The organism is Paenibacillus glycanilyticus, assembly GCF_051200795.1.
In the GTDB taxonomy this organism is placed as follows: Bacteria; Bacillota; Bacilli; order Paenibacillales; family Paenibacillaceae; genus Pristimantibacillus; species Pristimantibacillus glycanilyticus.
On the sequence record NZ_CP195155.1, the window covers coordinates 207,501 to 228,715 of the forward strand.

Consider the following 21,215-nt stretch of genomic DNA (forward strand, 5'->3'; position numbering starts at 1 on the left):
GCCAAAGAAGGTAAAAGCCCTGTACTTGAAAGTCTGCAGCCTCCGAGACGGATCCTGAGTACGGCGGGACACGAGAAACCCCGTCGGAATCCGGCAGGACCATCTGCCAAGGCTAAATACTCCCTAGTGACCGATAGTGAAGCAGTACCGTGAGGGAAAGGTGAAAAGCACCGCGGGAGCGGAGTGAAAAAGAACCTGAAACCGTGCGCTTACAAAAAGTCAGAGCCCGTTAAAAGGGTGATGGCGTGCCTTTTGTAGAATGAACCGGCGAGTTACGTTCACGTGCAAGGTTAAGTCGGGAAGACGGAGCCGCAGCGAAAGCGAGTCTGAATAGGGCGAAATAGTACGTGGTCGTAGACCCGAAACCGTGTGATCTACCCCTGTCCAGGGTGAAGGTGCGGTAACACGCACTGGAGGCCCGAACCCACGAATGTTGAAAAATTCGGGGATGAGGTGGGGGTAGCGGAGAAATTCCAATCGAACTCGGAGATAGCTGGTTCTCCCCGAAATAGCTTTAGGGCTAGCCTCGGTTAAGAGTGTCGTGGAGGTAGAGCACTGATTGGGTGCGGGGCCCGCCAAGGGTTACCAAGTCCAGTCAAACTCCGAATGCCATAGACATGTTTACCGGGAGTCAGACAGTGAGTGCTAAGATCCATTGTCAAGAGGGAAACAGCCCAGATCATCAGCTAAGGTCCCCAAGTGTGTGTTAAGTGGGAAAGGATGTGGAGTTGCAAAGACAACCAGGATGTTGGCTTAGAAGCAGCCACCATTTAAAGAGTGCGTAATAGCTCACTGGTCGAGTGACTCTGCGCCGAAAATGTAACGGGGCTAAACACACCACCGAAGCTATGGCATGACACGTTTGTGTCTTGGGTAGGGGAGCGTTGAATGCGGATTGAAGTCAGACCGGAAGGACTGGTGGACTGCATTCAAGTGAGAATGCCGGTATGAGTAACGAAAAGACAAGTGAGAATCTTGTCCGCCGAAAGCCTAAGGGTTCCTGAGGAAGGCTCGTCCACTCAGGGTAAGTCGGGACCTAACGCGAGGCCGAAAGGCGTAGTGGAAGGACAACAGGTTGAAATTCCTGTACCACCGTAAACCGTTATGAGCAATGGGGTGACACAGAAGGGCAGTGACGCAGGCTGATGGAATAGCCTGTCCAAGCAGTGAGGCAGAGTTGTAGGCAAATCCGCAACTCGCGTAAGCTAGGCTGTGATGGGGAGCGAAAATTGCAGTAGCGAAGGTCATGTACTCCGGCTGTCAAGAAAAGCCTCTAGCCAGGTGAAGGTGCCCGTACCGCAAACCGACACAGGTAGGCGAGCAGAGCATGCTAAGGCGCGCGGAAGAACTCTCGTTAAGGAACTCGGCAAAATGACCCCGTAACTTCGGGAGAAGGGGTGCCTCGGTAGGGTGAATAGCCCGAGGGGGCCGCAGTGAAAAGGCCCAAGCGACTGTTTAGCAAAAACACAGGTCTGTGCGAAGCCGTAAGGCGAAGTATACGGGCTGACGCCTGCCCGGTGCTGGAAGGTTAAGGGGAGCGGTTAGGAGCAATCCGAAGCTGTGAACCGAAGCCCCAGTAAACGGCGGCCGTAACTATAACGGTCCTAAGGTAGCGAAATTCCTTGTCAGGTAAATTCTGACCCGCACGAATGGCGTAACGACTTGGGCGCTGTCTCAACGAGAGATCCGGTGAAATTTTAATACCTGTGAAGATGCAGGTTACCCGCGACAAGACGGAAAGACCCCATGGAGCTTTACTGCAGCTTGATATTGGACTTTGGTACGATCTGTACAGGATAGGTGGGAGCCTGAGAAGCATGAGCGCCAGCTTGTGTGGAGGCGACGTTGGGATACCACCCTGATCGTATCGGAGTTCTAACCTGCTACCCTGAATCGGGTAGAGGGACCGTGTCAGGTGGGCAGTTTGACTGGGGCGGTCGCCTCCTAAAATGTAACGGAGGCGCCCAAAGGTTCCCTCAGAATGGTTGGAAATCATTCGTAGAGTGCAAAGGCATAAGGGAGCTTGACTGCGAGACCAACAAGTCGAGCAGGGACGAAAGTCGGGCTTAGTGATCCGGTGGTACCGAATGGAAGGGCCATCGCTCAACGGATAAAAGCTACCCTGGGGATAACAGGCTTATCTCCCCCAAGAGTCCACATCGACGGGGAGGTTTGGCACCTCGATGTCGGCTCATCGCATCCTGGGGCTGAAGTAGGTCCCAAGGGTTGGGCTGTTCGCCCATTAAAGCGGTACGCGAGCTGGGTTCAGAACGTCGTGAGACAGTTCGGTCCCTATCTGTCGCGGGCGCAGGAAATTTGAGAGGAGCTGTCCTTAGTACGAGAGGACCGGGATGGACGTACCGCTGGTGTACCAGTTGTTCCGCCAGGAGCACCGCTGGGTAGCCAAGTACGGACGGGATAAGCGCTGAAAGCATCTAAGCGTGAAGCCCCCCTCAAGATGAGATTTCCCAATTAGTAAGACCCCTTGAAGACGACGAGGTTGATAGGTTCGGGGTGGAAGCACAGCAATGTGTGGAGCTGACGAATACTAATCGGTCGAGGGCTTATCCTAAACAAACCCCACAGTACTTTGCGGGGACTCCGGTTTGAAACCGGAAACCAGCTAATGTTTTGTTTGAATCATATTCAGTTTGTTATGGTGTTTTATGTTTATAGCATAAATAAACACCCACCATGAAGTGGGTTTTTTATTGGGCTTTACCTTTTTTCTTAATGTTCCCTGATAGCTCAGTTGGTAGAGCACTCGACTGTTAATCGAGTTGTCACAGGTTCGAGTCCTGTTCGGGGAGCCATATAGAGAGGTGTCCGAGTGGTCGAAGGAGCACGATTGGAAATCGTGTAGGCTCTAACCGGGTCTCGAGGGTTCGAATCCCTTCCTCTCTGCCATATAACTTTTTATTTGATAAGGCCCGTTGGTCAAGGGGTTAAGACACCTCCCTTTCACGGAGGTAACAGGGGTTCGAATCCCCTACGGGTCACCAATTTTACCCAAAAAATGAAGTTCCATTTCGAAGGTTATTCCGATTACTTTTCGGGGACCCCGGAATTACACAATATGGAGGCTTAGCTCAGCTGGGAGAGCATCTGCCTTACAAGCAGAGGGTCGGGGGTTCGATCCCCTCAGCCTCCACCATATATGTTTTAAAATGACGCGGGGTGGAGCAGCTCGGTAGCTCGTCGGGCTCATAACCCGAAGGCCGCAGGTTCAAATCCTGCCCCCGCAACCAAAACTTTATCTTCGGTTTTTACCGAGAATTCGATGTGGAGCTGTGGTGTAGAGGCCTAACATGCCTGCCTGTCACGCAGGAGACCGCGGGTTCGAATCCCGTCAGCTCCGCCATTTAATCAAACATCAGGCTCGGTAGCTCAGTTGGTAGAGCAGAGGACTGAAAATCCTCGTGTCGGCGGTTCGATTCCGTCCCGAGCCACCATGTTAGATGGTTGGAAAAGTTAATATGCCGGTGTAGCTCAGTTGGTAGAGCAACTGACTTGTAATCAGTAGGTCGTGGGTTCGACTCCTATCGCCGGCACCATTTTTACGGAGGGTTAGCGAAGTGGCCAAACGCGGGAGACTGTAAATCTCTTCCTAACGGTTCGGTGGTTCGAATCCATCACCCTCCACCATTTTTTATTTGAGAGCCATTAGCTCAGTTGGTAGAGCACCTGACTTTTAATCAGGGTGTCGAAGGTTCGAGTCCTTCATGGCTCACTTTACCTTGCTTTTTGCGGTTGTGGTGGAACGGCAGACACGCTATCTTGAGGGGGTAGTGCCCACCGGGCGTATGGGTTCAAGTCCCATCAACCGCACCATATGATTTGAAATTACGGAGCCTTGCTTAGCAAGGCTCTTTTTTGTTTTTCCGAAACGATATGGAGCCTAGTTATATCAGTCAAAAAATTGAACATGGAATTAACGATAAATTGAATTGCAGGTATTCTGCCCAGACGGTATAATGCATCATCACCATTTGGCATCGATTTCATAAAAAGCGAGGGGTAGCATGATCGGTTGGACGAGCTCTACACAGGTTGGTCAAAAATTACGGACAGAGGATAAGGTCCGGATATTTGGAGTAATTGATGACTCCGTCTTTCCGGCGGATAAAAGTCAGGAAGGTCCGCTGCCATGAAGGTAATCAAGTGGCTTTTCGTCAACCGGAGTATTCGGACAAAGATTGTTTGGAGCAGCGTAATCACGTCTCTCGTCCCGATGCTTGTGCTGTCTTATCTTTTTTACGAATCAAGCACGAAATCGCTGGAACGTACGATGTACCGCAGCACCAGCCAGAATGCGCAATATGTAGCCGGCTATTTGAATCAATACTTTCGAGACCTGTCCTCTTCTGCGCTGCAGGTGTACGGTTTCCCCCGTGTTATGAATTTGATGGAGCACGGCCGTAACACGAACGACGAGGATTTCTTTGCTCTTGGAGAGTCGCTGAAGAGCTACTATGCGCTTGTCTCCAATAAGAACAAGGATACCGTCATTAAAGTCATGATCTTTGGCAAGGACAATAAGCTGAAGGACTTTTGGTCGAGAGCGGCCAGTTATGATTCTATCCCTTTTAACGAGAGCATCCCCCATTACGAGGACATGCTCGATTTGCCGTTCCAGAACTCACTCTCCTTTTCCTACAGGGATTCTTCGTTTAAGCAGGATTTTTTCGTATTTGCCATTACGATCTATGACCCGTTCTACCATAGTAAAATCGGCACGCTTGTTTTTTACATTCAGGTCAAAGAGCTCGCTAAAGTAATCGAGGCGAATAACCAGTCTCCGAATGTCATCGTGCTGCGCAACTCCAGGGGCGAAACCTTCTACCATACGAGCGACAAATACGATGGTATTGTACCTTCATTCGACATGCCGGATGCCAAGCTGAAAAAGAAGCCGAAGGAGATCCGCTTCGAGCAGCGCCAGGATCTGCTCGTCAGCACCTCTTATCTGGATAACGGGAACTCCACGCTAACCATCATTTATCCGAACGAAGAACTGGCCCGCCATCGCAACAATACGCTTCTGATCGCAATCGGGGCCTTGGTATTTGCGGTTGTGTGCATTTCGCTGCTGTCGCTTTTTGCCCAGCAGTATTTGACACGACCGATTAAACGGCTTGGCCAGGCGATGAAAAAGGTGCGCAACGGCAACTTCCACGTCACGCTGTCACAGCCGTACCGTTACCGGGATGACATATCCGAGCTGACCCGAAGCTTCAACTTCATGACGGAAAAAATACGGGAGCTGATCGAGCAGCGTTACCAGATGCAGCTTCGGAACAAAGAGGCTCAGCTGCTTGCTCTGCAGATGCAGATTAACCCGCACTTCTTGTACAATACGCTTCAAACGATTGGCGGCAAGGCGGTGTTGATCGGAGATTATGAAATTCCGGAGATGTGCCGTTCTCTTGGTGACTTGTTCCGCTACAGCTTCTATGAGGGGAATACGGAGTCTACAATCCGGCAGGAGCTGGCGCATGTCGGCAACTATTTGTATATTCAGCAGTTTCGGTTTGAGGAGTCGCTGCGCATGGAGTTTGACGTGCCCGAGTCGTTAATGGAAGTCTCCACGATTCGTTTCGTTATGCAGCCTATTATAGAAAACGCGGTCATACATGCGCTTGGCGGGCCGGATGACGGGCAGCTGCTCATTCGGGTCAGAGCTGAAACGGACGAAGGGACAATCGTATTGTCCGTCAGCGACAACGGTCCGGGTATAGCTCCAGCCAAGCTGGCGGAGCTGCGCAGCGATATGGAGAAGAAGTCGATGGAAGTATTCTCGGGGGTCTCGATTGGGTTGAAAAACGTTCACGAGCGCATACGGCTTGCATACGGCGATTCGTATGGCCTCGAATTGGACAGCAAGCTGGGCGAAGGAACGGTTATTCGTATCCGAATTCCATGCAGAAAGCGGGGAGAATCTCATGTTTAAGGTAATGGTCGTTGATGATGAGCCATGGGGGCGCAAATCGGTTGGCAAAATGATAGATGAGCTGCAGCTGGATGTCGAGGTTGTCGCGGAAGCCCGAAACGGCGCGGAAGCGCTGGAGCTCATTCCGGTCAGCAAGCCCCATATCATCGTAACGGACATGAATATGCCGGTCATGAACGGCCAGCAGTTCCTCGAGCAATTGTATCACCGGTACAACCATATTAAGGTTGTCGTAATCAGCGGTCATTCGCAATTCGAATATATGAAAGCGGCCGTTGCCTACCAGGCATGCGAATACGTGCTGAAGCCGGTGTCGCATGCAGACCTGAAGGATGCCATGTTCAAAGCTATACAGGCCAGCCGCAGTCATATGAGCGTCGAGCAGCGTCAGCAATTCGCAAGCGAGATGCGCAAGCTGCGTACCGAGACGTTTCTGCAAAACGTGACGGGACGGCGAATAGTGGGCAACGCCGACATCGTCTCCAAAGCAGCGGAGCTTCTCACGAGTCCGCCTATAGGCCGCTATCGGCTTGCCGTCTGCATGTTTCGAAGATTCCGCGAGCTCTCGGAAACCAAGTTCAACGGCAATGCGGACCTGCTTATGTTCAGCATCGAAAATATGATGAACGAATTGACGAGCGGCGCGCCGCTATACGTTTTCAAATCGGACGACCGTCAGCGTCTTTGCCTGCTGTTGTCAGAGCCGGTTATGGACGGCGGGACCGTGCGGGAGCTGCTGCTTCCCTTCCACGAGACAACGAGCCGTATGCTGCAGCTATATGCCGTCGTTGGATTAAGCGATCCGCGCGAACGGCTGGACCAATTGCCGGAGGCTTTCGAGGAAGCGAGCGAGCGTCTGTACGACAGCCCGCTGCGTGGAAGCGAGTTCGTGGTAAAAGCAGCCGATACGCCGCGGGAGCTGCGGGAGCGCGGCGAGATGCTCGGCGGCTTCGACGCGAAGCTGCTGCAGCAAGCGATCGTTGGCGGACAAACGCCTTCGGTTCGCAGAATGCTTGGCGAGTTTGCGCGCAAAGCGGAGATATCGGAATCATTGTCCATCCGGAGCGCGCAGAAGGAGCTGCGCAAGCTTGGCGCTGCCGCCGGAAACGAATGGCCGGCTATTGCCGCAGCCAGTCTGCTGTTGTCCGATCAACGCGCGATTGACAGCGTGATGACGCTCTCCGCGCTTCACGCCTACGTGGCGGAGCTGTCAGCGGCTATAGAGGCGCATATACACGCCAGGGCGGCTTCGAATGATGCGGCTAATCCCATGAGCGAGATTGTGGCGTATTTGGACGGGCATTATTTCGAAGATGTCGGACTGATCGATATGGCAACCCGCTATCATATGGATCCGAGTTACCTGAGCCGGCAATTCAAAGCGGCAACAGGGGAAAATTTCATTGAGTATGTAACGCGCAAGCGCATGGAAAAGGCCTGCGAGCTGCTTCGCGAATCCGATCATAAGGTAAGCGATATTGCCGAGCTGGTCGGTTACGAGAATCAACGGTATTTCAGCCAGGTATTCAAAAAATTTACCGGGCAAACCCCATCGGAATTCCGGGAGCCGCCGATGGCTGAATTTCAGCCTGCAAAAAATTGAACATCGCATCTCCAATTTATTTTATTCCTGCAGCAGCCGACAATCAGTAAACTGAGCATCAGGACGAACGAGAACGCTCGATCCGAGAACATCAGACAAAGGGGATATGGAAAATGAACAAGAAACTCGGCCTTGGTCTCAGCGTTGCCTTGATGACCGCGCTGCTGAGCGCTTGTGGCGGAAATAACGGCAACAATGCCGCAAGCCCGGCTAATACGGCTTCGGCGCCCGCCAACTCGGCAACGGAATCGGCGAGCGCGCCGGCAACGGAAGATACCGAACCGGTTACCATCTCGTTCATGCATTTCAAGAGTGACGCGACGGACGGCATCAACAAAATCGTCGAGCAGTTCGAAGCTGAAAATCCGAATATCAAGGTGGACGTACAGCCGGTCAAGTTCGACGACTACGCCACCCTGCTGAAGACAAAGCTCGCCAGCGGCGATATCGTTGACGTATTTACTTTAAACGCCGGCAGCACGACCAAGCTGTACAAAGACGGCGGTTACCTGGAAGACTTAACCGACCAGGCATTTATGAAGACCTTCGATCCGGGCGTGCTTGCCGAGCAAGCAACGGACGGCCGCAACTACATTATGCCGCTGAACGCAGGGCCAATCGCCGTATTTTATAACAAGAAAATTTTCGCCGATCTCGGTATCGAGATTCCTACGACATACGATGCGCTTATCGCGGCGGCGCAAAAAATCAAAGATTCGGGCAAAACGCCGTTCGCGCTTGGCTGGAAAGACGGCTGGCCGCTTGGCATGTGGCTGAGCCGCGACTTCCCGAGCAACACGGTGCTCGTAGACAAGCAGACCGATTTCTTCGACAAGCTGGAGAAGGGTGAAGCGAAGTTCGCGGACAATCCAGCCACGAAGACAACGATTCAGCATGCCCTCGACATGTTCAAATACGGCAACAAGGACCAGCTTGGCGTTGACTACAACGGAGCGGTCGACATGTTTGCCCGCGAAGAAGCTGCCATGATGTACATGGGCACCTGGCCGCTGCCGGACATCGAGAAGAAAAATCCGGAGCTGTTCGCAACCGGCATGGGTTACTTCCCGTATCCGTTCAGCAATGATCCGGCGCTTAACAAGCTGGAATTCAATCCGGACGCTTCAGTAGCGGTGAATAGCAAATCCGAGCATAAGGAAGCCGCGATGAAATTCCTTGCTTACTTGGCTAGCGTTCCCGCGGCAAACACGTGGGTAGAAAACGTGAAGACGCTGACTTACGTCAAAGGGGCTTCGGCTGACATCGCTCCGGCCGTATCGGATTTGAAGCCTTACTTCGATAACGGTCAGCTGTACAACTCGCAAGTGTATATTACGACAACGATCGACTGGACGACGCAGTTCTCGCAATACGTGCAAAAAGTATTTTTCAACAAGGCAACGGCAGACGATATCATTAAGGATCTCGACGATTGGGTTGCCAAAAACCATAAATAATAGAGCACTGGCGACGCGAACGGCATAGGTACAGCCTATGCCGTTCCTTTCGGAAAGGAGAGAAAGCGATGGAAGTCTTGAAAAAAACGATTCGACGCGAGATGTGGTATGTTCTGTTCCTCGTTCCGGGCGTTCTGTTGTTTACGTTCGCCGTTATCTTGCCTTTTGTAACGGGAATACGTTATTCGTTCACGAACTGGGATGGCATCTCCCGCAAGTTGACTTATATTGGCTGGGACAATTACGTGAATGCGCTCCAAGACGCCGATCTGTGGACGGTTCTTGGCAACACGTTCAAATATGCGATCATTCTAACGCTGCTTGTCAATCTTGTTGCGCTTCTGTTCGCGCTGCTGCTCGACAGTTATTTGCCGCTGCGGAATTTGTTCCGCACGATTTTCTTTTTGCCAAGCGTTATATCGGTCATACTCGCCGGCTTCATCTGGAGCTATAACTACAGCCAAGGGTTCCCGAGGCTGCTCGCCCATCTCGGGATGGACGTAACCAGCCCGCTGGGCAATCCCGATCGCGCCCTGTACGGTCTGATCATTATCGCCGTCTGGCAGGGCATTGGCTCGCCGATGATTATCTACATTGCCGGCCTGCAGGGCATTCCGGCCGAGCTGTCGGAAAGCGCGCGCATCGACGGAGCAGGGCCGCTCCGCGTGTTCCGCAACGTTACGCTGCCGCTGCTTGCGCCGTCGGTGACGATCAACATGCTGCTCGTCCTGACTGGCTCACTGAAGGTATTCGATCTCGTGCTTGTTACGACAAACGGCGGACCGGGCTTTGCTACCGAGGTGATCTCGACGTTTATTTATAAAAACGCGTTCTCCTCGTTTAAGGCAGGTTACGGCATGGCGTTATCGATGATCTTCTTTGTCATTCTGGTCATCGTAACGGTCGTGCAAGTGACGATATTCAGAAAGCGGGAGGTGGAGATGTAATGAGAAGCACGCGATTGCTTGTGTTTATTGCCGTTGCGGCGGTTGCCGCCGTGTTTCTGTTCCCGCTCTACGTCGCCGTGCTTATGGCGCTTAAATCGGCGAAGCAGACCTTTGATTCCTTTTACGCGCTGCCGCCGTCCCTGGATCTGGCCAACTTCGTTCATGCCTGGGATACGTCAAAGTACCCGACAGCATTCTTGAACAGCGTAATCATCACCGTCCTTTCCGTGCTGCTTATACTGATCATCTCCGCTTTAAGCGGTTACGCGATCGCGCGCGGCAACAAGCCGCTCTACAATTTCTTTTTCCTGTTGTTTCTTTCCGGCATGATGGTGCCTTTCCAGGTTACGATGTTGCCTCTCTACCAGCTAGGCAAATCGCTTGATATGCTGAACAATTATTGGGGAATCGTCGTGATCTACGGCGGATTCGGTGTCCAGTCCGGGGTTCTGTTCTTTACCGGCTTCGTGCGGGGGATTTCGCGGGAGATTGAAGAGGCGGCCCGCATTGACGGCTGCTCTACGCCGGGGATTTTCGTCCGTATCGTTATGCCGCTGCTGAAGCCCGTGACCGCGACGGTGCTTGTCCTTAACGCGCTCTATATATGGAACGACTTCTTGCTGCCGTTATTGTATCTGCAAAGCAAAGACTTCCGGACGATCCCGCTGCAGCAGTACTTCTTCTTCGGGCAGTACAGCAGCGACTTGAACCTTGCGTTTGCCTATGCGGTGATGGGGCTTATCCCGATTATCGTCTTCTTCCTGTTCATGCAGCGTTTCATTATCAAAGGGATTGCGGCCGGGGCGATCAAAGGCTGAGGCGAATCGTAACCGAATACCGGCTAAGCAAAAAAGCGGACATCGATCACACAAATAATTGGATTATTTTGGTCGGGCGACTGTCGTACAATGGGTGGCGAGAGCAGGGTTGTCTGCTCATCACCACTCATTAGGAGGGAAAATAATGAGAAAGAATGGCATGAAGGTTGTGCTGCTTCTCTCGCTGCTCCTGTCGGTATTGCTGCCCGTCGGCACCCGTACGACGTATGCGGCACCCGTGTCGATCTCTCAGACGGGCAATATTGTAACCGCTACCAACGGGGCCATTACCGTTGCGTACGACCTGTCGACGGGTAAAGGCACGTTTAAGGAAGGCAGCACAACACTCATCAGCGATTTTTACTCGGACTATGCGATCAGCGGAAGCCCGACCAGGTATAAGTCGACCGATTCGGCGACCCGGACCGCAAGCTGGACGACAACCGGTACCGACGGTTATGGCACAAGCGGCAAGCTGCTGACGATTACGAACGCGCTTGCGTCGGGATCCACGATAACGCTGCGCATCACCATGTACGAGAACCGTTCCTATATCCTCTCGGATATGACGGTCAGCAAAGGGACCTCGCAGACTATCGACTTCCTTGAGCCAATCGCGGCCAATAACCTCGACATCGGCTCCGGCAGCGACAAGCGCATTTATACAACACCTTATACGAACAACTACGATTTTGGCGTAGCGCCGGTCAACGATTTCGGCAACAGCCAGAACGGTGACGACCGTCCTTACGGTGCGGGCGAAACCTGGTCGGCGTTCAACGGCAAGAGCTACTGGGTTGCGGCCATGTTCGACAATGCCAGCAAGAAGGGCGTCGTCGCCGGAGCGGCTACGACAAAGACGTGGAAGAGCATGCAATACCTGGCCCCGGCCAGCGCGGCAAACGGTCCGCTCACCGGATTCTCGGTATATAACGCCGGCGGGAAAAAGAGCGGTACGTCCGTCGCGAGCGATAAGTTTTTCCTCGGTTATTTCACGGACTACCGCGACGGACTGGAGACGTTTGGCCAGGCTTATGCCGTTGGCGAGCCAAAGCTGAATTGGACCGGCGATGTGCCAATCGGATTCAACACGTGGTACGCGTATTACACCTACGGCACGGCGGACGCGATGCTTCCGACAACGGATTACTTTTACTCCCATCTGAAGTCGCTTGGCTATAATTACATGAATCTCGATTGCTGCTATAAGGGTGTGCCTGCCAAGACGCCGGTGCAGAATCTGAAGGACTTCGCCGATTACGTGCACAGCAAAGGGATGAAGGCCGGCACATACTCCGCTCCGTTCGCGATCTTTGATCCTCTGACCGACACGGTGCCAACAACTTCGTATACGTTCGGCGACATTGCGCTTAAGGATGCTTCCGGCAACCCGATCAAGTCGTACATCAATACGTATATCGTAGATGCGACGCATCCCGGCGGTCAGGCGTACTTGCGTTGGATCATGCAGACGCAGCATATCGACCCGGGCTTTGATTACGTGAAGCTCGATTTCATCGACCTCGGCATGTATGAAGGCAGCTTCTACGATTCCACGAAGAACGGGATGGAAGCCTACCGGATCGGCATGCAGGTCATGCGCGATACCTTGCTCGCGGCGCCGCAGGACATCTACATCAACGAATCGATTGCACCGCTGCTGCCATCGGGTTACGCGCATGGGCGCAGGACGGGCGTCGATACGACAATCGGACTGGAATCGTATCCCGGCATTGAGCGCCAGGCGCTTAACACGGCGGCTTCCTGGTGGACGAACGGTACGTTGTATTCGTACAATGACCCGGACATGCTGTTCCCGGAAAGCGTGATCGACGGCTTTAATAAAGTAACGTTGAACGAGGGAACGCTGCTGTCCACGGCCATTATAATGGGAGGCGGTCATCTCCTTATAGGCGACAACGTGCCGTTTATATCGGAGGATCGGATGAAGACGCTGTTCAACTCCGATCTGCTTAATCTGGTGAAGGCCGGCAAGGCGGCCCGGCCGGTGTCGATGACGAATTTCTATCATAAGCTCGAGCATCCTCCGACTGCGGTATACTTAACGGCGGCGAACGGCGACAAATACGTTGGGCTGTCCAACTGGGATATGAACAATTCGCAAGGCGCATCCGTAGCGTTCAGCGATCTGGGTCTGAGCTCAAGCATGGCCTATACGCTGACCGAGCTATACAGCAAAACGAAGCTTGGCACATACTCCGGCAGCTACAGCCGCACGCTGAAGCCGGGCGAGTCGATTATCGTGCGCGTCTCCCCGCAATCCAGCTCATGGCCGACGGCTGCTGCGAATCTTGCCTCCGGCAAGGCCGCGACTGCTTCGTCTACCTGGTCCGCCCAAGCCGGCTTTGAAGCTTCCAAGGTGACGGACGGCAGCCAAGCGACAAGGTGGAGCGGGGAGAACGGCACGGCTAACAATCAATGGATCGAAGTTGACTTCGGTACCGGCACAAGCGTTAATCGGGTCGTCGTGAACGAGTACGCTTACGGCAGCCAGAACTTTCAGATCGATACGTACGCCCTGCAATATTGGAACGGCTCAAGCTACGTGAACCTGACGAAGGGCTTTACGATTGGCGACAGGCGAGTATTCGACTTCCCGACCGTAAACACGTCCAAAATCCGGCTGTATATCAATAAAGCGAGGTTTATCCCGTCGATTAACGAGATCGAAGCTTATAATGTGAGCGGCAATACGGGCTTCATCATTGATCAGGACAACAGCAACGCCTCGTACTCCGCGTATTCGGATATTCGTGCGGGAATTCAAAGGATGCAGACGTTTACGTTAACCCAATCAAGCCTGCCAAGGCTGGATGTCTACTTGTACGAAAGCTATGTAAACAAGGTGCCGGAAGATAACTACTATCTGGATATCGTTCAGCTCGATGCGAGCAACAATCCGGTGCAAAAGCTGTTCAGCGCTTCGCTTAATCCGAACAATATACCGGGAGCAGCGACGCCTTACGCGGTATATCCGCGTTTGACGGGGCTGGACACCACGAAGAAGTACGGACTAATCTTACGCTCTCCGCAGACGCTTGACGACAACTCGACAAACAACAAGTACGGGTTCGCTTACAGCGACAGTAATCCGTATGCCGGCGGACTCGAGCGGCTGTCGACGAACGGAGGAGCTACCTGGACAACCGAGAACGGCGGCAATCGCGATTTGATCTTTACGATCTACAAGTAACAAAGGAAAAATAGCCGACTAAAGAGGTGCCCCGCAGACAGGCGATACGGCTGCAGCGGGGGCCTTTTTTGCCGCTTAAGAGAGCTGCGAAGTCTATGAAAAATAACTGTTGCATAACCCGGAATGATGGGATATAATCTTCATTACGCGTTAGAAAAATGCGGTCATGGCGGAATTGGCAGACGCGCTAGATTCAGGTTCTAGTGTCAGCAATGACGTGGAGGTTCGAGTCCTCTTGACCGCACCATACGCGGAAGTGGCTCAGCGGTAGAGCATCGCCTTGCCAAGGCGAGGGTCGCGGGTTCGATTCCCGTCTTCCGCTCCACGGGATGTAGCTCAGCTTGGTAGAGCACCTGGTTTGGGACCAGGGGGTCGCATGTTCAAATCGTGTCATCCCGACCATTTAGAGCATATTGCGGGCAGCAAGCCCACTGCATATAGGAAAGCCCTTTATCTATTCGGATAAAGGGCTTTTTTTGTTGGATACGATTCCCTATTGCGGCTTTCCTCCGCGTCAGGCAGGATAAACTCATAAAGCATCGAATATTGTCTTGTCCCATACTAGTTGTGAGGTGATGGAGTTGCAAGGCAAACGCTTGTTTAAGTCATCCGGAACGGCTCATGTTAGGAAAACGGGCATCCTGTCCATGCTTCGCAACCGGTTTTTATTCTCCTCTCTCCGCAAACGCATTATGGTATTACTGACCATCGGCTTTGTAGGCTGTGCCATTCTGATGGCTTCCGTGTCTTACAATGCGATCTACACGATGCAGCACGATAAAATCAAAACTTCTATGGCATTTGATCTGTATCAGCAAACGACAAAGCAGAACCAAATGTACAATAACCTGCTCCAGGTTACCCAACAGATGACGCCGGAAGGCACGGTAGGCCATCTGATGGAGACGTATGTGTACACCGCGGACATTTATAGTCAGCGTCTTCTCTCCCGCGATATTTCCTATAACATTGGCTTAATAACCTTCTCGAACCCGGCTATGCAGCTGGTCATGTACTACAATGAAGCAAGCGGGCAAGCAGCCTATTCGAATCTGCCGGTGCGCGCGGACTTTAAGCTTGGATCCTTGCCGGATGTAGCCGGCATGGGGGAGCTGAGATACCAGTCCCCGCATAAATCCTTATGCCGGTTCAGCGATGATCTCGTGGTGTCCGTCACCAGGGAAGTTACCTTTTCGGACGGCACCAAGCTTGTTGTCTACGTGGAAGCCAAGACCGATATTCCGACGGACATGAGCTCGGTTACCGAAAGCTTGAATATGCCCTACACGCTTGTATTCACGAATTCCGAAGGCAATGTAACCTACAGCAGCAACGGGAACGCGTTTGAAGCGGGCCAGCATCTTGAGCTGAAAGGCCAGTCGGGCATGACCGACGATTATGTCTGGAACCGGATGACCGGCGATTACGGCTATGACATCACGATGCTGCTCCCCGTCTCTTATTACAACCATGAGCTTTATACGTGGAAAAATCATATGTATTGGATTCTCGCCATCGCTCTTCTAATGATGTTTATGCTTACGCTTGTGCTGCGGCGGCTTATTAACCGGCCGTTCCGGTTGATCGAGAAGGAGATGCGGACGTTCGGCAAAGGGTACATGGGCACCACGCAGTACCATACGGGAATCGACGAGTTCGACCGGATTTTCGACCAGTTCAACATTATGAAGCGGCAGATTCAGCAGCTCATCATGGACGTGGAGCAGAAGGAGAAGCGCCGGCATCAGCTGGAGATCGAAAAGCTTGCCTACCAGATCAATCCGCATTTCTTGATGAATACGCTGAATTCGGTGCGCTGGCTGGCCGTTATGCACAAGCAGGAAGAAATTGAGAAGTTTATCTCCTCGCTTATTATTCTGCTGAACTACAATTTGGGCAAATCCGAGGAAAAAGCGACCTTCCGATCAGAAATTCAGGTCATGAGAACCTATCTTGAGCTGCAGCAGATGCGGCATGATTTTGAAGTGAAGCTGGATATTGCCGAAGGGACTTATCTGGACAGCCCGGTCGCAAGATTCATTCTGCAGCCGATCGTGGAAAACGCGGTCTGCCACGGCTTAGACGACAACGGTATGCTGGAAATCAACGTTGTGCCGGACGAGGCGGCGCAGATGGTGCGCATTACAATTCGCGACGATGGCAAGGGGCTTAGCCAGCAGACGTTGGCCCTGCTGCAGCGCGATACGCCGGACCAGCAGCAGACGGGCTGGGGGATTGGACTCCGGTACGTCCGCTCCATGCTGGAATCCTCTTACGGCCATAAAGCCCGCATGGGTATAGATAGCACGCCCAATCAGGGTACGACGGTTACGTTAACCCTTCCTTTTCTCGAACAACGAAAGGAGAGAGCCATGTGATTCGTGTATTAATCGTTGACGATGACAAGCTTGCGCGGAAAGGCTTTATTTCGATTATGCCTTGGTCCAATCATGACATGGTTGTCGTTGGAGAGGCGGCAAACGGCGCCAAGGCGCTGGAGTTTATGGAGCAGCATGAGGTGGATCTTATGTTTGTCGACCTATCCATGCCCGTCATGTCGGGAATGGAGCTGCTTCAGGTGACGCGCCAGCGATTCCCTGGGCTTCGTTCCGTTATCCTGTCGTTTCATGAGGAATTCGAAAATGTGCAGACCGCTTACCGCATGGGAGTGCTCGATTATATATCCAAGGTGCGTCTGGAATCAGAGGATGACGAGCAGATTCTGAAAAGAATTCAGCAGCAGATGACGGGCGTTACGGCGCAGGAAGCGTCCGGTAAGCCTTCGGCTGCATCGCAGCCCGCGTCTTCACCTGCCGCTGAGCAAACCAACCGTACGCAGGAGGAGGAGGGCTGGAGCGGGCTGGAGCAGGAATGGCGCGCTAACTACTGGCTTTATAATGAATCGGTCTTTCAGCGGCTATGCAAGCAGACCGCGCAAGCCAAGGTGTCCTTCCGTCGCCTGGAAGGGCTGTTTATGCGCGTGTTATCTCAGCTTGAGACCGACCTTGGGCTTCCTGCCGAACTAGGCGCCGATGCGGCCGATGTCCGCTCGGCGGTCGAATGGATGCGCGATTTCAGGAAACGCGTATATGCGCAGGTGGCGGCAACCACCGATTTTACGAATACGACAACAAGCATTCTGAAGGCGGTTCTGTTCATACGCGAGCAGGCTTCGGGTACGCTGCATGCCGAGGACGTGGCCGATCACGTGCACATGAGCCGAAGTTATTTCAGTCAATGCTTCAAGAAGCTGTCGGGCTCGACGTTTAACGATTATTTGAAGCAGGAGCGGATCAGATCCGCTGAGCGCCTGCTGTGCGAGACGAATCAATCCATCGCGTGGGTTGCGCATGCCGTAGGCTATAACGACTCTAAATATTTCTCCCAGCTTTTTTATGAGCAGACCCGTCTCTTGCCGTCCGAGTTCCGCGCGCAGTTCGTAGGGGGGAAGATTGATTACAATTAATCGAACAAATATCTACCCCCGTTTCTTGATTGAACACAAAACAGGGCACATCCGTCCGACTTTTTTTAAGCGCTTTCATTGTACAATGGGTAAGCAAGGAACGAACGAACGAAGAGTTCTAGGAGGGGTTAGATGAAAAGGAATATGGCACTAATGCTTTCTGCTGCATTGCTAGGTGTAAGCCTGACAGCATGTTCTTCTTCCAATGATTCATCAAACAACAATGTGAAAGCGTCTTCAAGCCCTGAAGCAAGTTCTAATGCAACAAGCTCCGAGAGTCCCGCATTGTCCGGGGATGACCTCGCCTTCTCCAAATTCCCTAAGCCCGTTGACGTTCACATCGGCATGGTGGTGGACCCGACGGACAAAACGCTGCCGGAAGGCGACAGCGTAAGCAACAACCAATATACGCGTTACTTGAAAGAAAAGTACAACATTAACGTCATTGTGGATTGGACGGCTGCTACAGGCAACGACTTCAAGCAGAAGGTCAGCCTGACGATTGCATCGGGCAAGCTGCCTGACGGCATGGTGGTCGACGACCGCTCCTTCATGACGAAAGCCGCAAGCTCCGGGCTGCTCTATGATATTGGCGATCTATTTGATCAATATGCCTCCAAACAGGTGAAAGATATTATGGCAAGTACCGAAGGCCGCGCCTTGGAGAACGCCAGCTACAAAGGCAAGATGGTCTCGCTTCCAAACATTACGGTGGATACCGACGGCGTTCACGTCATGTGGATCCGCAAGGACTGGCTCGATAAGCTCAGCCTGCCGGTACCGAAGACGCTGGCGGAGCTCGAGACGACGGCAAAAGCGTTTATGGATAACAAGCTGGGCGGGGACAAAACCATTGGTATTGCCGGCCCATCCAAAAACTCGTTCCCGTATTCCACATTCCTCGTCTCTTCCAACAATATGGCTGGATTTGACCCGATCTTCGGCGCGATGGATGCTTATCCGGGCTACTGGCTCGACAATGGCGACGGTACGGTATCGTACGGCACAACATCCGAAAATACGAAGAAAACATTGGCTTTGCTGGCCGATTGGTATAAAAAAGGTCTTATCGACCCTGAGGTGGGTACCCGCGATAACACGGGTGATCCGATCAACGCGAACCAGACGGGTATTTTCTTCGGACCATGGTGGGCCGGCGGTTACGGCAACGGGGACTCCTTCAAGAACGACCCGACGGCCAACTGGCAGGCTTATCCGGTCTACTCCGATGACGGCAAATGGAATACGCATATGAAAACAACGGGCAGCACTTACACCGTGATCAGCAAAAATGCCAAGCCGGACGTGGTTAAAGCAATTCTGATCATGAACAACGCTCTTGTGCGTGATGAAGCAACCTTCGACCTGTCCGTTGCGGTGGGCTGGTATCCGCTCCGTAACGTAATGGCTGCGGCGAACGAAACGGAATACGAGTATACCGAGCTGATGAAAGTTCTGAAAGGCGAGACGGAGCCTGAATCTTACAACGTACCGAACAGCTTGTACAAACTGATGTATGCCGATGCGAAAAAAGTAAGAGACGTCGTTAAACCGCCGTATGACGAACTAGGCGTGACTAATTACAGCACGGCTAACTTCGGCGACTTCCAACGGCTCTATTCTCTCTTAATCGGTGACCGTCCGTTTGCAACAACTCCTATCGACAAGAAGGTCTACAGCGTGACTTACAACCAGACGCCAACGATGGAAACCAAATGGGCGAACCTGAAGAAGATGGAGGATGAGACGGTTCTGAAGATCATCCTTGGGCAAGCGTCGCTCGACTCCTTCGATAAGTTCGTGAAGGACTGGAAAGCGCAAGGCGGAGATGAGATTACGGCGGAAGTTGCAGAGCTCTTGAAGAAATAAGGATAAGCAAAGCTTGCGGAAGGCACCTTGCGTTTCGGTGCTTTTCGCAAGCTTTCTCATCCATTAGAGTGACAGGAGGTTAGCCGCATGAGGAAATTAGGCCATCAGAAGCACTATTATTTGATGCTGCTGCCGGGTATGGTCTGGCTTGTCATGTTCAGTATTGTGCCTATGTTCGGGATTCTGATGGCATTTCAGAATTATAATCCGGGAAGCGGGCTGTTCAAATCCGAGTGGGTTGGACTTGAGAACTTCAAGTATATGTTTCAGCTGAATGACAGTAAAACCGTAATCAGGAACACCTTAATTATCGCCGTAGGCAAAATCGTGCTTAATCTGATCGTCCCGCTTGTCTTTGCTATATTGCTGAACGAGCTTCGCAACCTGCGATACAAGAAGCTGGTGCAGACGGTTGTTTATCTGCCGCACTTTCTGTCTTGGGTTATCATGTCCACCATTGTTATCGGAATCTTCGGCTATTATGGCGTTGTAAATACAGTCTTCGGTTATTTCGGAGCGGATCCCAAGCTGTTTATGGCGGATGCGGGAATCTTCCGGCAGCTGATCGTAGGCACGGACGTCTGGAAGGAATTCGGCTATAACGCGATTATCTACCTGGCGGCGCTGACGGGCGTCAATCCTAATCTGTACGAAGCGGCCGCTATCGACGGGGCCAATCGTTGGCAGTTAATCCGGCATGTCACGCTTCCGGCTCTGATCACTACGGTCGTCCTGTTAGGCGTCTTAAGTCTTGGTAACGTGCTTAACGCCGGCTTTGATCAGGTCTATAACTTGTATAACCCGCTTGTGTATTCGACGGGAGATATTTTGGATACATGGGTCTACAGGCTAGGCTTGCAAAATCTTCAATTCTCGCTGGCGACGGCGGCTGGATTATTCAAGTCGGTCATTAGCTTTGTGCTGATATATGTCTCTTATCGTCTGGCCTATCGTTATGCCGATTACACGATATTCTAAGAGGAGGGCGCTGCTGTGGTCAGGAATACAACATTAGGTTCACGGGCGTTTGATATTGCGAATATCATCCTCCTCGGGCTGCTCGTTATAAGCTGCGTTTATCCGCTGTGGTACACCTTCTGTGTATCCATCTCCGAGAAATCCGCCGCTAACGCGGGTCTGGTAACGATTTACCCGATCGGCTTCTCTTTGACGCCGTATAAGGAAATTATTAACGACAGCATGTTCTTTAACGCTTTCTGGATTTCGATCCAGCGTACCGTGCTTGGCACAAGCTTCGCCTTGCTGATGACGGTATTAATGGCTTATCCGCTGGCACGACCGAAGAAGGATTTCAAAACGCGCAATATATTCATGTGGATCCTGGTCTTCTGCATGTTGTTTAGCGGCGGCCTGATTCCATGGTATCTTACCATTCAGAATTATCACCTGATCGATTCGATCTGGGCGTTAGTGCTAGGCGGCGGGGTACCGGTATTCGACGTGATCCTGATCATGAACTTCTTCCGCAATCTGCCGAAGGAGCTGAATGAAGCGGCGGTTGTCGACGGAGCGGGTCCGTGGTCGGTTCTGTTCCGGGTTTATGTCCCATGCTCGATCCCCGTGCTGGCCGCGGTAGCGTTGTTCATCAGCGTCTACCACTGGAACGAGTTCTTCAACGGGCTTGTACTGAGCAATACCCAGTCCAGTTATCCGCTTCAGACCTATATCCAGCAGCTTGTCGTCAACATTCCGGTGGGCACCAACCTGACGCCGGAGCAATACAAGAAGCTCTCGGAGCTGTCCAATCGGACGCTCAACTCGGCAAAGGTATTTATCGCCATGGTGCCGATGCTGGTCGTTTATCCATTCCTGCAAAAATACTTCGTATCCGGCATCATGCTAGGCGCCGTGAAGGAGTAACAACAAGAAC

The 21,215-nt window shown here is 52.4% G+C and carries 11 protein-coding genes, 14 tRNA genes and 1 rRNA gene (1 of these 26 only partly in view); all 26 read left to right on the top strand.

Annotated elements, in window-relative coordinates; translation table 11 throughout:
- Positions 1–2,572, top strand: a 23S ribosomal RNA gene (locus ACR9FF_RS01080); it begins 361 nt to the left of the window's first position.
- A gap of 165 nt (positions 2,573–2,737) precedes the next feature.
- Positions 2,738–2,813 (top strand) — tRNA-Asn (locus ACR9FF_RS01085).
- A 3-nt stretch (positions 2,814–2,816) separates the two neighbouring features.
- A tRNA-Ser gene (locus ACR9FF_RS01090) sits at positions 2,817–2,907 on the top strand.
- A gap of 20 nt (positions 2,908–2,927) precedes the next feature.
- Positions 2,928–3,002, top strand: a tRNA-Glu gene (locus ACR9FF_RS01095).
- 76 nt (positions 3,003–3,078) lie between these two features.
- Positions 3,079–3,154, top strand: a tRNA-Val gene (locus ACR9FF_RS01100).
- A gap of 17 nt (positions 3,155–3,171) precedes the next feature.
- Positions 3,172–3,248, top strand: a tRNA-Met gene (locus ACR9FF_RS01105).
- Positions 3,249–3,284: 36 nt separating this feature from the next.
- Positions 3,285–3,361, top strand: a tRNA-Asp gene (locus ACR9FF_RS01110).
- A 15-nt stretch (positions 3,362–3,376) separates the two neighbouring features.
- Positions 3,377–3,452, top strand: a tRNA-Phe gene (locus ACR9FF_RS01115).
- Positions 3,453–3,478: 26 nt separating this feature from the next.
- Positions 3,479–3,554: transfer RNA gene (locus ACR9FF_RS01120), tRNA-Thr, on the top strand.
- A gap of 7 nt (positions 3,555–3,561) precedes the next feature.
- Positions 3,562–3,645: transfer RNA gene (locus ACR9FF_RS01125), tRNA-Tyr, on the top strand.
- A 12-nt stretch (positions 3,646–3,657) separates the two neighbouring features.
- Positions 3,658–3,730, top strand: a tRNA-Lys gene (locus ACR9FF_RS01130).
- A gap of 16 nt (positions 3,731–3,746) precedes the next feature.
- A tRNA-Leu gene (locus ACR9FF_RS01135) sits at positions 3,747–3,831 on the top strand.
- Positions 3,832–4,147: 316 nt separating this feature from the next.
- A complete protein-coding gene (locus ACR9FF_RS01140) occupies positions 4,148–5,950 on the top strand; it encodes a sensor histidine kinase (protein ID WP_435168301.1) in 1,803 nt (600 codons plus the stop codon).
- Positions 5,943–7,553 carry a response regulator transcription factor gene (locus ACR9FF_RS01145; protein ID WP_435168303.1) on the top strand — a complete coding sequence of 537 codons (1,611 nt, stop codon included), beginning with the start codon at positions 5,943–5,945 and terminating at the stop codon, positions 7,551–7,553. Before ACR9FF_RS01140 ends, ACR9FF_RS01145 begins: the two co-directional genes overlap by 8 nt.
- Positions 7,554–7,666: 113 nt before the next feature.
- Complete coding sequence (locus tag ACR9FF_RS01150) at positions 7,667–9,010, top strand: ABC transporter substrate-binding protein (protein ID WP_127498366.1); 1,344 nt, start codon at positions 7,667–7,669, stop codon at positions 9,008–9,010.
- Positions 9,011–9,078: 68 nt separating this feature from the next.
- Positions 9,079–9,957: a carbohydrate ABC transporter permease gene (locus ACR9FF_RS01155; RefSeq protein WP_435168306.1), complete on the top strand. Its 879-nt coding sequence runs from the start codon at positions 9,079–9,081 to the stop codon at positions 9,955–9,957.
- The gene (locus ACR9FF_RS01160) at positions 9,957–10,775 is read left to right on the top strand and encodes a carbohydrate ABC transporter permease (protein ID WP_127498362.1); all 819 of its coding nucleotides are present in this window, start codon (positions 9,957–9,959) and stop codon (positions 10,773–10,775) included. The genes ACR9FF_RS01155 and ACR9FF_RS01160 overlap by 1 nt, the downstream gene beginning before the upstream one ends.
- Before the next feature lie 145 nt (positions 10,776–10,920).
- Positions 10,921–13,989 carry a discoidin domain-containing protein gene (locus ACR9FF_RS01165; protein ID WP_435168308.1) on the top strand — a complete coding sequence of 1,023 codons (3,069 nt, stop codon included), beginning with the start codon at positions 10,921–10,923 and terminating at the stop codon, positions 13,987–13,989.
- Positions 13,990–14,149: 160 nt separating this feature from the next.
- Positions 14,150–14,236, top strand: a tRNA-Leu gene (locus tag ACR9FF_RS01170).
- A gap of 3 nt (positions 14,237–14,239) precedes the next feature.
- A tRNA-Gly gene (locus ACR9FF_RS01175) sits at positions 14,240–14,314 on the top strand.
- Positions 14,315–14,391 (top strand) — tRNA-Pro (locus tag ACR9FF_RS01180).
- 179 nt (positions 14,392–14,570) lie between these two features.
- On the top strand, positions 14,571–16,367 hold the full coding sequence (locus ACR9FF_RS01185) for a sensor histidine kinase (RefSeq protein WP_435168310.1): 1,797 nt from the start codon (positions 14,571–14,573) through the stop codon (positions 16,365–16,367).
- Positions 16,364–17,455 (top strand): response regulator transcription factor, encoded by a 1,092-nt coding sequence (locus tag ACR9FF_RS01190; protein WP_435168312.1) that lies wholly within the window; start codon positions 16,364–16,366, stop codon positions 17,453–17,455. The genes ACR9FF_RS01185 and ACR9FF_RS01190 overlap by 4 nt, the downstream gene beginning before the upstream one ends.
- Positions 17,456–17,587: 132 nt before the next feature.
- Positions 17,588–19,324: an extracellular solute-binding protein gene (locus ACR9FF_RS01195; RefSeq protein WP_127498354.1), complete on the top strand. Its 1,737-nt coding sequence runs from the start codon at positions 17,588–17,590 to the stop codon at positions 19,322–19,324.
- An 87-nt stretch (positions 19,325–19,411) separates the two neighbouring features.
- Entirely contained in the window at positions 19,412–20,302 is an 891-nt protein-coding gene (locus tag ACR9FF_RS01200) for an ABC transporter permease (RefSeq protein WP_127498352.1), read from the top strand.
- A 15-nt stretch (positions 20,303–20,317) separates the two neighbouring features.
- Positions 20,318–21,205 carry a carbohydrate ABC transporter permease gene (locus tag ACR9FF_RS01205; protein ID WP_127498350.1) on the top strand — a complete coding sequence of 296 codons (888 nt, stop codon included), beginning with the start codon at positions 20,318–20,320 and terminating at the stop codon, positions 21,203–21,205.
- Positions 21,206–21,215 lie beyond the last annotated feature (10 nt).